This is a genomic window from Oribacterium sp. P6A1, assembly GCF_000702885.1.
Classification (GTDB): domain Bacteria; phylum Bacillota; class Clostridia; order Lachnospirales; family Lachnospiraceae; genus Oribacterium.
Genome location: NZ_JNKO01000006.1, coordinates 77,617 through 91,471, shown reverse-complemented (window position 1 = coordinate 91,471; position 13,855 = coordinate 77,617). Strand labels below are relative to the sequence as shown.

The window sequence follows — 13,855 nt, the reverse complement described above, 5'->3', positions numbered from 1 at the left end:
GAGCTTAAAAAATCTCGTAGGTAGTAATTACACGTTCATTCAAACATCTGCCATTTCTTTATTATCTCTGCAAATCTCGGCAGGCTGAATCTCACTTTGCCATGACCATTTTCTCTGATAAGGCCTTTGTCTATCAGCCTGCGTCTGTAGCCCCCCATCTGGCTTGTCGGAAAAGCTTCACCCCAACAGTTCCATGAGTTGCTCCTTGCTCATGTTCATCAGAGATTCACTTTCACCGCTAAGTATGGCATCAGCCAGGTCTTTCTTGGCATTCTGCATCTCGACGATTTTTTCTTCGATGGTATCCTTTACGATTAGTTTAAATACAGAAACTTTTTTGGTCTGTCCTATTCTGTGAGCACGATCTGTTGCCTGATTTTGAGCTGCAAGATTCCACCATGGATCATAATGGATAACTACATCTGCTCCCGTAAGATTAAGTCCGGTACCGCCTGCCTTCAGTGATATAAGGAAAAGAGGCACCTCATTCTCATTAAATGCGTGAACCAGTCTGATTCTGTCCTCTTTTCTGGTTTCTCCTGTTATCTTATAAAACTCAATTCCCTTTGCCTTAAGATCCCTTTCCAAAAGTTCGAACATTGATGTAAATTGCGAGAATAAGAGAATCTTATGTCCTCCATCTATTGCGCTTTCAATGAGTTCAAGGCAGGATTCGCGCTTAGCTGACTCTCCTTTGTAACCTGCTGTGATCAGTTCCGGATCGCAGCATATCTGCCTTATCTTTGTGAGCTCCGCCAGGACTTTGAGCCTGTCCTTACCGGACTTGTACTCTTCGCTTTCCAAAACCTTCTTCATGTGAGTGACCTGAGCATCATAAAGCTTTCTCTGTGCAGTATCGAACTTTGAGAAACGTATCTCCTCCATCTTGTCAGGCAGATCCTTTAGTACATTATCCTTTAGTCTCCTAAGGATAAATGGTCCCACCATATTCTTAAGTTGCTTTGTGATTTCTTCATCCTTATGTCTGGTTATGGCAGTTTCAAAATCACTCCTGAACCTGTCATAGGTATAAAGGAATCCGGGCATGAGATAGTCAAAAATACTCCACAGCTCACTAAGCCTGTTCTCGATAGGCGTACCTGTAAGAGCGAACCGGTGCTCTGCATTTATCACCTTTACCGACTTCGTTGCAGCTGCTTTGGGATTTTTGATAAACTGTGCCTCATCGATGATTTCATAATCAAAATATTTATCCTCATATATCCCGATATCCCGCTTCAAAAGGTCATAAGATGTAATGAGTACTTCCGGAAGTTTATCAGCAGACATTATAGCTTTTCTATCCGTCTGGGTACCCGTTACAGTCTTAATGTTCATGTCGGGAGCAAATCTCTTAAATTCTTCCTCCCAGTTATACACAAGTGATGCAGGGCATACTATAAGGGCGGTTATCTTCTTACCGTCCTTTTCATTAAGCTCTTTCCTGCTTTTCAGAAGTGTTATGACCTGAATGGTTTTTCCAAGGCCCATATCATCTGCAAGTATTCCACCAAAGCCGACCTCAGAAAGCATGCTCAGCCATTTAAAACCGTATACCTGATACCCCCGAAGAACCTTTGTGAGCCCCTCCGGCACCTCTATATCACTTTCTTTTACAGTGTTGAAATTTCTTATAAGTGACTTAAAGTTCTTGTCCCTTTCGGAAGCAATCTCATCATGCTCTTCAAGAAGTTTATTGATGAATATAGCGCGATAAAGCGGTAAATGAAGCTTACCCTTTGTGAAGTCCCTTTCACTTACTCTCATGGCCTGCATTGTAGTCATGAGTTCTTCGATTGTATCGTCCTGCTCAAGTCTTATGAACTCACCGTTTTTAAGCTTATAGAACTTCTTCTTTTTCCGATAACTCTCCAGCAGCTCCAGGAGCTCATCCTCTGACATGTCATCAGTTGATATCTCAAGGTTCAATATTCCGCTTTCCACTGATACACCAACTCTTGTAACCGGAGCCTTACGTATTTTTAGATTTTCAAAATCCTTACTTGCATGGATTTCACCTATTGCCATAAGCTCCTTTAAGCCTTCATTTAAAAGGTTAAAGGTATTCTCTCCGGTTTTTTCACAGGTGAATGCCTCCCCGTCTGCGCTTACATCAGGAAGATATTTTTCCAGAGTGCTCAATGCATTCTGTTCATACTCCATATCTCTTGATTCAGGGAATGGAAAATCCGAATCTGTCAGCTTATGAAGAGTTATCTCTTCATCACCGTATTTTGCCTGTACTCTTCCTGAAATATAATCCTCATTTGCGTCCATATAGTAAGTGATTTCACATTCTGCAGGAAGATAATTTTTTAATGGCACTTTTCCCTTTTCTATAACTTCTATTTCGGGACACTCAATGAGCTTAGGCAGTATCCTGTAGTAGAACTCGGGCAGTTTCTTTTTTCCTATCGTAAAGGAATTATCATCTGTTTCACTTACACTATCTATCAGCATCTTCGCCATAGGAGACATATTGCCAATCCTGTAAAAAGCTGCTTTTTCTTCGTCTATGAAATAACTGTAATCCTTGCCCTTCATTATTTCAGGGGAATCAACCTCCACCGACAGTCCTGCGAATTCATCCGTCTCATCCACATACCGGCTTATTTCAACCCGGATATTTAAAGTGCCTTCTGTTATTGTAACTTTCTTTGTAAATGGACTTCCGTCCAGATCGACGGTTTTCCCTTGAGCCGCTTCAAAAAACATATCGAGAATTTCCGGTGATAAATCCACCCTGTCTTTAAGAGTAATCTGCTCACCGTAGTAATAATGCATCTTATATATCTTATCTGAAATATACTCATATTCTCTTTTGGTTTTTTCTATTATTTCATAATATTTTTTGGCTTCCTCATCAAAATCATAGTCCATGAAGGAAATCAAAGTTTTTGTTCCAAGCTTAAGGGTTCCGTTCTGCTCTCTGGTCTCCACAAGTTCGTTTAAGCTCTTGACCTTAAAAAGTTTTTCAATGCCTATTCTGAAGGTAAGTGCCAGTTCGGAATATGAATTCCTGCCATAAGACAGCTTCGGCTCTATCCTTAAAACATTCTTCTTTTGTGAAGTCTCATCAATGATCTTGTTACTTATGATTTTTCGGTAGGCATTGAGAACCTTATCCCCATTCATATCGGTGTCATCGCCGGGATTGTATTTTGCTATATAGTCATCTGCCAGCAGCATCAACGCCAGTGTATGCATACAAAGAGTGTTATAGTAATATGAGTGATAATTACTTCCGTGGATAGGGCAGCTGCCTAAAAGCAGACTGTCTTTTGTGATAAGCAGCTTAAGGCCTGAATAGCGGTAGATCTCATCATCTATTTTTCCGAAAATATACATTGCCAGCTGATTTTCACCTGATGTGGATCTGAGATATGTTATGCTTGCCTTAGTAAATTGAACTTCTCCATTTTCAACCAACTCCCTGGCCTTATCGATATCATCCTCGTCTATCATATAGTCATCAAGAAGCTTTAATACATTAAAATATGTATTCCCAAGGGCTGATTTAAATCTATAGCCCCACTTTAAGTTATCCTCTTTATTCCGAATCCCCTTTTTTCTCATTATATGGTCACTGCTCCCCGCTTATTCTTTCGCCTCAGTATACGTATGTATCTGCCTATTATTCATGTATACTGAAGTCACTCTATTCGGCCCACTATCCTGAATATGGACATACTGAAAGATTGTACTAAAAAACCTATGACACTTGCAACACAAGCCGCAAATGCCATAGGTAAATTATCTTACAATCACGATGAAATAACTATGGTCTCCATCTTTTCTCAAGATACCTATACTTCGATAAATCAATCATGCTGCCTTCCATATTACAATTCCCTCTGTACTCACATTTTTATTAAACGGAACCACTTCATGCCACTTCTTAATAGTTTCTTACTCTATGTCTATAAAAAACTTGTAATTGATCCTCACTGCATATCCAAATACACCTTCTTCGCAGGCGCAGGATATGCCTTATCTATGAGAAGAAGATCCTCTTCAGTAAGTTCAATGCTGTCTGCATGAGCATTGGACAGGGTGTGCTCAGGTCTGGAACTTCTTGGTATGGCGATGGTATGACCGTTTCTTATATTCCATGCAAGAAGGATTTCAGGTACCGATACCCCGTACTTCTTTGCAAGCTCCTCCAAAGTCTGATTCTGCATGAGACCTCTCTTAAGTGAACCCGCCTGAGCCAGCGGACAGTAGGACATAAGGGCCACATCATGCTCCATCATCCATGGAAGAAGTGAATACTCTATGCCTCTTGAACCTGCATGATAAAGCACCTGATTGACGAGACAGTTCTTTCCCTCCGGCACACTAAAGAGCTCTTCCATGTCATCTATATCAAAGTTGGAAACTCCCCAGGCTTTTATGAGTCCCTCTGCCTTAAGCTCCTCAAGTCTCGACACTGTTTCGGACAACTTGAAGGATCCTCTCCAGTGGTAAAGATACAGATCAAGATAATCGACCCCCATACGTGAGAGACTTCTCTGAAGAGCCTGACGCATGCGCTTTCCTCCTGCATTTGTGGGAAGAACCTTCGATACCAGATAGAGCTTACTTCTGTCTACAGTGCTGATAGCCTCACCAAGCATATCCTCTGCCGCACCGTTTCCGTACATTTCCGCTGTATCAATAAGGGTCATTCCGGCTTCAATGCCCTTACGTATACCCTCGATTTCTCTTTTTCTCAGAAGACTGCTCTCTCCCAGATACCAGGTTCCCTGTCCGAGAGCCGGTACTTTTGTACCATTTCTTAGTGTAACTTCATGTCTCATAACTGCCTCCCATCATCCTGTTTATTAAATTAAATATACCACATGGCAGAAGATTTTTTACAATGAATATCTGCTTTCCATGGCACTTTCCCCATGTTATCCGGAATTTCCAAACAATATTAGTACCGTGTATCATAAAACTTGCGATGATGATATCTGCGCCTTGATTTATAGCCTGTCTCGCTTCCGTAACAGCACTTTCAGTTTCGATTACTTTCATCATAAAGAGACGTTTCTTCATCTCCTGCAGTGCGTCATGCGCCAGGCGGAACAGTTCATCATTAGGTACAAGTAATGCAATATTTGCCATAAATCCTCCAAAATGTACAGGTATAGCTCCAAATGAATACGTAAATTCATTCTGATTCCGACCTGATTGCTTATATCTCAATTTTATTAAGCCCTTAGCATGTAATATTGATTTCAAATTATTTCATCTTGTTTCATTTTTGTATTTTAGCACAAAAATGAGCACGGTACAGAGTACCATGCTCTTAGTCAGATTAGAAATACTGATTTCTTTATAAGTTTTTCTCAATCTCCTTATTCAGCTAAATATACCCTTAAGGGGGGAAGGGGGTATACTAATCGTTAGCTACTATCGAAAGATTTACACTATACCAGCGATATGGTTCAGGATTAAAGGCTCTGGAAGGGCTCCCTTTACTTGAAAGAATTTCATTCACCTTACTAAAGTATTCATTGAGATCTTCTCTGGAAGCTCTTGCATTATTGTGATGTAACGGCATCATCAACTGCGCCCCCATATCTAAGATCTGCTGAGCACAATATTCAGGGCTATAGCTTCTGATTCTGTGGCGAAGCATAAGATTTGGCTTTTCCTCAGTCATATGCTTTACATGTTCCTCATAGTCACGTCCTGCAGAAAAATCTATTTTGAAATTCTCATGGGTTTCAATCATAAAATTCATGTTAAAGATTGACCCCAGTGCTCCAAGTCGAGTCGGACATGGAACACCAAATCCCTCAAGCCCTCCTGTAAGGTTACCCGGATCACTCGGCCTGCGGAACCTACCTTCTCTGAAAGATCTGTTATCGTGGGCTCCCGGATAAGTTTTTAATGTAAAATCATCGAAATAATAAGTATTGCTGGGATACAAAGGATATATTGTCCCATATGGTATATCAAATGTTCTCGCCAGTTCTTCACAGCATCCTGCCGGACACAGCACTCTGCCGTAAAACTTATTCCAAAGTTCACCAACAAGATTACAATGATCTCCATGAACATGATTCAAGATAATATAATCGGCACCTGTAAAATCATCAACAGAAAAACCAGTCTGTGAATAAATATCCCTTTCCATTTTTTGACTTTTGCTAAGATCAGTTATCCCATCATATTTTGATGCATCCAGATAGAATGGATCTGTTACAATAACTTTTCCATTAGGCAGCACTATCTCGTAGCATTGAACAGATATCCATCTAATCTTTAAAGCGCAGGATATTATCTCTGTTTTATAATCTTCACTCATTTATAATCCCTTTCATTTCTCTTTAAGCATATGTATTTTACATTTTTGGCAAATAATTCTATCTATAAGTCGGTTGAATGACCTAATTCTTATCTTCATTTTCCGTATTCAAATTCAAGCTGTGTAAGCCGGAAATATAGTCATGATCCACAATACACCAATTATTCCGATGATAAGACTTGGAATCCAACTCATCTTAATGAGATCTTTCTGATCATAACCTCCAAGTCCTACAGCAAGAGCTATAGTTCCGGTTGAAGCAGGTGTCCAGAATGCACTCTGTCTTGCGCAAAAAAGAAGAAGCAAAGGTCCCACAGGATTACAATTCAATGACTGACATGTTAGAATCACGATAGGCGTAAAAATCTGACCTACACTGGTATTGTTCATAAATTGAGTCATTATGAATGGTATAAAGAAAAACATTCCGCCAATTATATAACCATTTCTTGTGTTTCCAACTAAAGCGGCAAGGACATCACCTATAACTTCGCCAAGGCCACATTCCACCATAGCGCCTCCAACAACACCCGCTGCAGCCAACATCAGGATGATACGCATAGGAATTGCTTTGATACCCTCCTTAGGTGTAAGAACACCGGTAAACATGACTATCGAAGCGCCTGCAAATGCTATTTCCCAGGCTTTTATATCGCCCAGCTGACTTTGGAAAATGAGACAAAGTGTAACAACCGCAAAAATAATATATCCCAAGGCTTCCCTTACCGGATTAAGTGGCGGAAGCTCTTCCTTATTCTTTTTCTTTGCATCTGCTGCACCAATATTGATCTCCGCCGAAGGCTGATCTGGACATAATTTAGGTGCAAAAAAGATAGCATAGATCATTATCATCAGTGCTATAGGAAGCCGCCCCTTCATGGGGTCAAGTAAAGTCATTGCGTAATCTGTATAACCGTAACTTTCAAGATAGGCATTTTGCGATGCATAGGTAGTTGCAGCAACACTGAGCGGTACTACTCCGCATCCAGCGATATCTACAAGTGCAAGCGGAAAAATCATCTTAGAAGGACTTACATTAAAATCATCACAACAACATACTGCCAATGGTCCAACGATAGCAAATGCCGTTGTAGGAAGAAGTCCAAGGTTGACAAGCGCAAATGTCAAAATCGAATATCCCGCAAGCATGACAGTAAATCTACCACCACTTACTTTATATACAAGTTGAGTTACTTTCTTTACAGCCTGAGTTCTGCTAAAACCTGCGGCTATAATAAACATACATATGATTTGAATCGAATTAGACGTGAGAATATCCGACACTATAGTTTTTGCCGGCAATATACCAGTTATATCAATCATAAGAATTGCCATCATAGCAACTGCGCCGTTGGATATTTTGAATTTTTTTCCAAACACATAGCCCGACATCATAAATATCAAAACCGCCAGACATAGTATCATTTGAATAGTCATTATTACATGTTCCCCTTTTTCTTTTTTTAATCGCATGCAGGTATTTGCACAAGTCAAGACTGTCTTTAAATATTATTTTTGGTACCTTTGATGAGATTATTCTAATTGGTCGTACCTCAATGTGTCCAATATCACATAACGTGAAACTCATAGCTATTTGGCATGAGTTTGCACCTGATTGTATACATTTTTTTGCACCAAAAAAGCTCGCTACTTTGTAGCGAGCTTTTCATGTCATCTGGAGTCTACTACATAAAAATGGCCTTTACCACATTAATGAGACGTATATATGACGCTGTATTGTAAAATTCATTTAAACATGTCAAGTATACTTGATAATTTATATTTTGTTCCGGATGTATCAAATAGAGATTCTCTTTCTTGTCAGAACTATTCCAACCATTCTTTTCTACAGGAACAAAAGTACTGGCTATCCCGGACTTAACCATAGCAGCTCTGCTTTGACTGTTTGTAACATCCATTATTTCCAAAGACACCTCATTCTGCTTTAGCATACTTTCAACTATATTTCTGCTGGAACTACCAGGTGCATTAACCGTGAATGTTTCATTCTTGAGATCTTCAAGACGCAATACAGGGTATTCTATCCCATCCACAAAACAAGCTTTTTTAGCCAGTGGACTCCCTGTACGTAGTCTGACTCCAACACAAATGTCTTGCAGAGGCTCATAATGCATATCATTCTCTTTATCTAATGTTGCAAGGATTACTGCATCCAAAGATTGATCCAACAATCCATATTTCAAACTTTGAGTGTCTCTGGTTTGAATTTGTAATATCTGTTGCGGATTTTCTCTGTAGAATTTTTCTAAAATGGTTCCCGCCAAGTTTACTGTTCTCTGATATGTCAATCCCAAAACCAACGTATCTCTCTGTTGTTTAAGCCTTCTTAGTTGTTTTTCAAACCTAGAATGAGAAATTACTATATCTCTCGCCATTTCCAAAAAAAGTTCTCCTTCTTTTGTCAACTTGACTGATACTCCCTTAACACGCTTGAACAACGAAATATCATATTCCTTCTCTACTTTTTTTACACACTTGCTAAGCGATGGCTGCGCAACAAAAAGTTTCTCAGCTGCTTTTCCAATACTGCCTGCTTCTGCAATAGACGTAATATATATAATATCCCTTATGTTCATTGATTAAAATCCTTTCGTTAGCATATTCACCTTTCAAGCTAATACTATTTATACATAAGTATACTCAAAAATTAATGATTACGCTCACTTGAGTAATGATTTATCATCACTGTACATCCAGATATTCCTTGCTTGTTGGTGCGGGATATGCCTTGTCTATAAGCTGAAGCTCCTCTTCTGTCAGTTCAATGCCGTCTGCATGAACGTTAGTTAATGTGTGATCAGGCTTCGAGCTTCTGGGGATCGCGATGGTATGTCCGTTTCTTATGTTCCAGGAAAGCAGTATCTCCGGTACTTTTACTCCATTTCCAAGTGTGACTTCATGTTTCATAACTGCCTCCCATCATCAGATGAGCCCTGCTTCCTTCATGACCTTTCTGAAGTACTCAAGTGTTGCTTCATTTGTGGTTGGCAGTGACGGAAGATAAGGATCTCCCACATTCTCACCACGGATGTTTGCCATATCCTTTGCCGCTACAGGAAAAGATGCCTTGTCCATGGCGAGACGCACAGGATTAAGCTTAAACTGTGCCTCACGGGATCCCTCGAAATCGCCTGCAACGTACTTGTTATAAACATCACCTATAAGCTCAGGCATGAAGTTTCCTGCTGTACATACACCGCCTACTGCCCCTACACACATAGAAGCAAAAAGAAGTGTATCCTTGCCTCCAAATACCTTGAAGTTAACATCGCGGTTTCTGCGAATGCACTCTTCTGTAAGAGTGATATCTCCTGAAGTATCCTTCATACCAACGATGTTAGGAACTGCATGTGCGATCTCTGTTACGAAATCAGCTGTCATACCGTAGCCAACACGGCCGGGGTTATTGTAAAGAAGCACCGGTGTCTCGGGAATAGCCTCTGCGATAGCCTTGAAATGATTGAAAAGCTCATCGTGAGTAGGCTTTAAGAACATAGGCTGAAGGATAGATACACATGCAGCGCCATTTGCAACTGCCATCTTTGCAAGACGGATACACTTCTTTGTATTGATAGCTCCGATACCAAAGTATACAGGAACTCTGCCTGCTGCCTGATCAACCATGATCTTCAGGCCTCTCTCCATCTCCGATTCTTCAAGCTGGTAGAACTCACCGTTTGAACCAAAGGCGAGAATTCCATGCAGTCCACCATTTATAACATAGTCAACCTGTCTGCGCATTCCGGCTTCATCGATCTTTTCTTCCTTATCGATCACAGTAATAATGGGAACTACAACGCCCTTTATAAAATCTGTATTCATAATTTTCACCTTTCACTAGATAATATGGCTTATGCTTTGTAAGTATATCTGCAGCCTGTACAGCCGCCTGATACTTTACTTATATAACGAAACCCGGCCCAGGATGCGTAAACTAAGGGGAATCGCACGGGACCGGGTATTTAGTTTATAGAGAATTACTTAACGATTGATGTTCCTGAGATTCTCTCATAGTATCTTACGATATCGTCGTGATCGCATGATCCCTCATCATGGTTCTTAAGCTCCTGCATAACTTCCATCATCTGGGCTGTCATAGGAACCGGCATGTTGATAGCATGTGCTGCGTTAAGAGCATTGGTGAGATCCTTGATGTGAAGATCGATTCTGAAGCCCGGCTTGTAGTTGCCCGAAAGCATCATAGGCGCCTTTGCATCCATAACTGTTGATCCTGCAAGTCCGCCGCGGATAGCCTGATATACGAGTTCAGGATCTGTTCCTGCCTTCTTTGCAAATGTAAGAGCTTCTGCAACTATGCCAATATTTGCGGCCACAACCATCTGGTTCGCAAGCTTTGCAACATTTCCGGAACCGATAGGTCCGACATATACTACTGAACCTGCCATAACCATGAGCATGTCATAGTACTTGTCAAATGTCTCCTTCTTGCCGCCTACCATTACGGAAAGTGTTCCGTCGATAGCCTTTGGCTCTCCGCCTGATACAGGAGCATCCAGCATATCTACGCCAAGCTTCTCAAGATCAGCAGAAATCTTCTTTGACTCAACCGGGTCGATGGATGACATGTCGATGAGTACTGACTCGCCCTTTCTGAATCCCTCTGCAAGGCCCTTCTCATTGAATACAGCAGCTCTAACATGTGGTGAATTTGGAACCATGGTGATGACAACATCTGCGAACTCTGCAAGATCCTTTCCGCAGGTACCTGCCTTTGCACCACAGGAAACCACATCATTTACCGCCTCCTGATTGAAATCATAAACCATAAGCTCATGACCTGCCTTTAAAAGATTCTTCGCCATCGGGCGACCCATGATTCCAAGTCCGAGAAAACCAACCTTCATTTTTTAAATCCTCACTTTCATTTGTTGATACTTAATCTTACATTACGGATCAATGCTTACATCCATACATTAAATCCATATATTTGGAAACAATTTTGTTTCCTTATTTCTATAGACCTTGTATGGTCATGATATTAAATTGACGATTTTGCCACAACACGTAAAATAGCCAAAAAAAATATATATTCTGTGCTTTTCGTCAAATGGATCATTTAATTACAGATATATTTCAAATTATTTCAGATCAGCTTGATCTCGTTTCAAATACTTTCGATTTAAATTCAACAAAAAATATAGGGATTCGGTTATCAGTCTGTACTTTATCAACTGATAACCGAGTCCCTGATTCCTTATGTATTATAAGTATCACAACTGATAGTTCACCTACCTAAGATGACAGTATAAAGTTATTTGAGGATATTTTTTTAACGCAATTGACTATCATGTGTATAATACGCATAATAATATAATAGGAGAATAGCTATGACAGCACGAGAACTTGAACGTATACTTAAGTCTGATGGTTGGATTCCTGTCTCTCAAGTAGGGTCTCATAAACAATTCAAGCACCCCACAAAGTCAGGGAAAATTACACTTCCTATACATTCCGGTGATATCAATATTAAAACAGCAAACACTATTCTTAAACAAGCAGGTCTTAAATAAAGATCGCCTTATCAGGAGGTACACAAATGAAACTTGTATATACAGCAATATTTGATCCTAATGATGACGGAAGCTATACTGTAACAGTACCTGATCTCCCCGGTTGTATCACAGAGGGATCAAACCTTGCTGAAGCTATAGATATGGCTGTAGATGCCGCCAGCGGTTGGATTTTAGGCGAACTGGAAGAAGGAAATAACATACCTGCTGCCACACCATTCTTTGATGTCCGGATTACAGAATCCAATTGTTTCAAAAGCGTTATATCCCTTGATATGGATGCATATGCCGAGAAATACAGTACAAAAACCGTGAGAAAAAATATCACTATTCCTGCGTGGCTCAATACATACGGCGAAAAAAATAATATCAATTTTTCAAGAGTACTTCAGGATGCTCTACTCAAACAGGCTGAAAGCCAGACTAGAGCTAAGGGGTAATTCACGATTGTAAATCCGGAGCAGCAATTCCTGTTGTCCTGCAAAAAAGGATGCCAATGTTGAAGCATTGTGCATCCTTTTCGCTTTGTATAATTATGATTAATCACATTTCATATGAATGTGTGGCAAATTTTTTTTGAAACTCACATCATTATTATTGACGGCTTTTATCAATTCAAGATATTTTCGTCCGCCTTAGAAAGTCTAAATTCACCTCACAAGACAAGGCTTCTTATGATCATACTTCCACCCAGGGATCAGATACTGCATTGACTTCGCATCATCCCTGTCATGGCTCGGAAGACTGTTGTAAAGCTTATTGGCTTCCATAACTCTTTCCATATTGAGATGGACACCAAGGCCGGGAGCATCCGGAACCTGTAGCTTTCCTCCAACGATCTTTGGAGTATCGTAAAGCAGATTTTGTCCGTCCTGCCAGATCCAGTGGGTATCAAGAGGTGCAGGAGTACCTACAGCTGCGGCGCCAACCTGAGCAAAGGCCGCAAGAGTTATATCAAAATGATTGTTGGAGTGAACACCCCATGTAAGTCCCCATGAATCAAGGAGCTGCGACATACGGATAGCACCGTCAAAGCCCCAGAAATGTGGATCCGCAAGTATGATGTCGCAGGCATTGAGACTCACGGTATGATAGAACTGTCTCCAGTCTGTTGCAATCATGTTGGTTGCCACCTGGAACTGGGTTGCATTCTTGAACTCACGCATGATCTCACGGCTTGAATATCCTGCCTCAGGTCCGCAGGGATCCTCCATGTATGTGATCACATTGTGCATATCCCTGCAAAGCTCTATAGCCTCATTAAGACTCCAGGCACCGTTTGGATCAATGTTAATGCGGGCCTCCGGGAAACGCTTCTTTAATGCTCTGCAGGCTTCCATTTCATCTGAACCCGCAAGTACTCCGCCCTTGAGCTTGAAATTTTTAAAACCGTATTTATCAAAAAGCGCCTCTGCCTCTTCAACTATCCTCTCCGGAGTAAGTATCTCCTCTCTTCTTAAACGGAACCATGGATCAAAGCTGTCACTCTCATCAAGATACTGCATATCTCCTGCCGGAACCTTTTTCTTATCGGAAACATAGAAAAGATATCCCAGCATCTCAACTTCCTTACGCTGCTGACCTTCGCCTAAAAGATCGCACATGGGAACACCGAGGAACTGTCCCATAAGATCAAGCATGGCACATTCTATGGCCCACTCGCTCTTCACAACGAACTTAAGCTTTGAGATATCAAGGGTCTGTATGCCCTCGCCGTCATCATCGGAAGATGGATTTGCCATCTTATGTATCTTCTGAAGAATCTGACGATATTTTGATACGGGCTGTCCCTCTACGAGAGGACGCACGGCATTTAAACATTCACAGGTATAATCACCGCCGTGTATCTCGCCGATTCCCTGATGACCGGCATTATCCGAAAGTACTACCAGATTTCTGGTGAAGCAAGGCGCGTGACATCCCGACAAGGTCATCATCATGCTGTCGTATCCCGCAACAGGGATGACCTCCATTTTTGTAATAATAGGTGTATCTGTCATATTTA

General features: G+C 40.9%; 12 protein-coding genes. 2 read left to right on the top strand and 10 right to left on the bottom strand.

Translation table 11 applies throughout. The features are described 5' to 3' along the window. Window positions 1-177 precede the first annotated feature (177 nt). The 9 genes from T515_RS16465 to garR all read right to left on the bottom strand — a co-directional run bounded on the left by T515_RS16465 (window position 178) and on the right by garR (window position 11,184). Window positions 178-3,576: a DEAD/DEAH box helicase gene (locus T515_RS16465; protein ID WP_051671492.1), complete on the bottom strand. Its 3,399-nt coding sequence runs from the start codon at window positions 3,574-3,576 to the stop codon at window positions 178-180. A 368-nt stretch (window positions 3,577-3,944) separates the two neighbouring features. After that, window positions 3,945-4,799 carry an aldo/keto reductase gene (locus T515_RS05940; protein ID WP_036608782.1) on the bottom strand — a complete coding sequence of 285 codons (855 nt, stop codon included), beginning with the start codon at window positions 4,797-4,799 and terminating at the stop codon, window positions 3,945-3,947. Beyond that, window positions 4,789-5,109 (bottom strand): hypothetical protein, encoded by a 321-nt coding sequence (locus T515_RS05935; protein WP_036608780.1) that lies wholly within the window; start codon window positions 5,107-5,109, stop codon window positions 4,789-4,791. Before T515_RS05935 ends, T515_RS05940 begins: the two co-directional genes overlap by 11 nt. Before the next feature lie 274 nt (window positions 5,110-5,383). Next, window positions 5,384-6,298, bottom strand: a complete 915-nt coding sequence (locus T515_RS05930) for an MBL fold metallo-hydrolase (RefSeq protein ID WP_036608778.1) — start codon at window positions 6,296-6,298, stop codon at window positions 5,384-5,386. Between the two features lie 114 nt (window positions 6,299-6,412). After that, complete coding sequence (locus T515_RS05925; protein WP_051671491.1) at window positions 6,413-7,735, bottom strand: SLC13 family permease; 1,323 nt, start codon at window positions 7,733-7,735, stop codon at window positions 6,413-6,415. A gap of 248 nt (window positions 7,736-7,983) precedes the next feature. After that, window positions 7,984-8,895 carry a LysR family transcriptional regulator gene (locus T515_RS05920; RefSeq protein WP_036608776.1) on the bottom strand — a complete coding sequence of 304 codons (912 nt, stop codon included), beginning with the start codon at window positions 8,893-8,895 and terminating at the stop codon, window positions 7,984-7,986. A gap of 106 nt (window positions 8,896-9,001) precedes the next feature. Next, window positions 9,002-9,226, bottom strand: a complete 225-nt coding sequence (locus T515_RS05915; protein ID WP_036608774.1) for a hypothetical protein — start codon at window positions 9,224-9,226, stop codon at window positions 9,002-9,004. A 15-nt stretch (window positions 9,227-9,241) separates the two neighbouring features. Further along, on the bottom strand, window positions 9,242-10,141 hold the full coding sequence (locus tag T515_RS05910) for a dihydrodipicolinate synthase family protein (RefSeq protein WP_036608772.1): 900 nt from the start codon (window positions 10,139-10,141) through the stop codon (window positions 9,242-9,244). Window positions 10,142-10,296: 155 nt separating this feature from the next. Continuing rightward, the gene (garR, locus tag T515_RS05905; RefSeq protein WP_036608770.1) at window positions 10,297-11,184 is read right to left on the bottom strand and encodes a 2-hydroxy-3-oxopropionate reductase; all 888 of its coding nucleotides are present in this window, start codon (window positions 11,182-11,184) and stop codon (window positions 10,297-10,299) included. Between the two features lie 483 nt (window positions 11,185-11,667). On the opposite strand from garR, the gene T515_RS05900 reads away from it, so the two are divergent. Continuing rightward, the gene (locus T515_RS05900; RefSeq protein WP_036608768.1) at window positions 11,668-11,850 is read left to right on the top strand and encodes a type II toxin-antitoxin system HicA family toxin; all 183 of its coding nucleotides are present in this window, start codon (window positions 11,668-11,670) and stop codon (window positions 11,848-11,850) included. A gap of 26 nt (window positions 11,851-11,876) precedes the next feature. Then, window positions 11,877-12,290 (top strand): type II toxin-antitoxin system HicB family antitoxin, encoded by a 414-nt coding sequence (locus T515_RS05895; RefSeq protein WP_036608766.1) that lies wholly within the window; start codon window positions 11,877-11,879, stop codon window positions 12,288-12,290. A 210-nt stretch (window positions 12,291-12,500) separates the two neighbouring features. Here T515_RS05895 and T515_RS05890 read toward each other — a convergent pair whose 3' ends face one another. Continuing rightward, entirely contained in the window at window positions 12,501-13,850 is a 1,350-nt protein-coding gene (locus T515_RS05890) for an enolase C-terminal domain-like protein (RefSeq protein ID WP_036608764.1), read from the bottom strand. Window positions 13,851-13,855 lie beyond the last annotated feature (5 nt).

What these genes read in the sequence shown, in the direction of transcription:
- T515_RS16465 (WP_051671492.1), bottom strand. Translation starts at nt 3,576, where the DNA reads ATGAGAAAAAAGGGGATTCGGAATAAAGAGGATAACTTAAAGTGGGGC.
- T515_RS05940 (WP_036608782.1), bottom strand. Translation starts at nt 4,799, where the DNA reads ATGAGACATGAAGTTACACTAAGAAATGGTACAAAAGTACCGGCTCTC.
- T515_RS05935 (WP_036608780.1), bottom strand. Translation starts at nt 5,109, where the DNA reads ATGGCAAATATTGCATTACTTGTACCTAATGATGAACTGTTCCGCCTG.
- T515_RS05930 (WP_036608778.1), bottom strand. Translation starts at nt 6,298, where the DNA reads ATGAGTGAAGATTATAAAACAGAGATAATATCCTGCGCTTTAAAGATT.
- T515_RS05925 (WP_051671491.1), bottom strand. Translation starts at nt 7,735, where the DNA reads ATGACTATTCAAATGATACTATGTCTGGCGGTTTTGATATTTATGATG.
- T515_RS05920 (WP_036608776.1), bottom strand. Translation starts at nt 8,895, where the DNA reads ATGAACATAAGGGATATTATATATATTACGTCTATTGCAGAAGCAGGC.
- T515_RS05915 (WP_036608774.1), bottom strand. Translation starts at nt 9,226, where the DNA reads ATGAAACATGAAGTCACACTTGGAAATGGAGTAAAAGTACCGGAGATA.
- T515_RS05910 (WP_036608772.1), bottom strand. Translation starts at nt 10,141, where the DNA reads ATGAATACAGATTTTATAAAGGGCGTTGTAGTTCCCATTATTACTGTG.
- garR (WP_036608770.1), bottom strand. Translation starts at nt 11,184, where the DNA reads ATGAAGGTTGGTTTTCTCGGACTTGGAATCATGGGTCGCCCGATGGCG.
- T515_RS05900 (WP_036608768.1), top strand. Translation starts at nt 11,668, where the DNA reads ATGACAGCACGAGAACTTGAACGTATACTTAAGTCTGATGGTTGGATT.
- T515_RS05895 (WP_036608766.1), top strand. Translation starts at nt 11,877, where the DNA reads ATGAAACTTGTATATACAGCAATATTTGATCCTAATGATGACGGAAGC.
- T515_RS05890 (WP_036608764.1), bottom strand. Translation starts at nt 13,850, where the DNA reads ATGACAGATACACCTATTATTACAAAAATGGAGGTCATCCCTGTTGCG.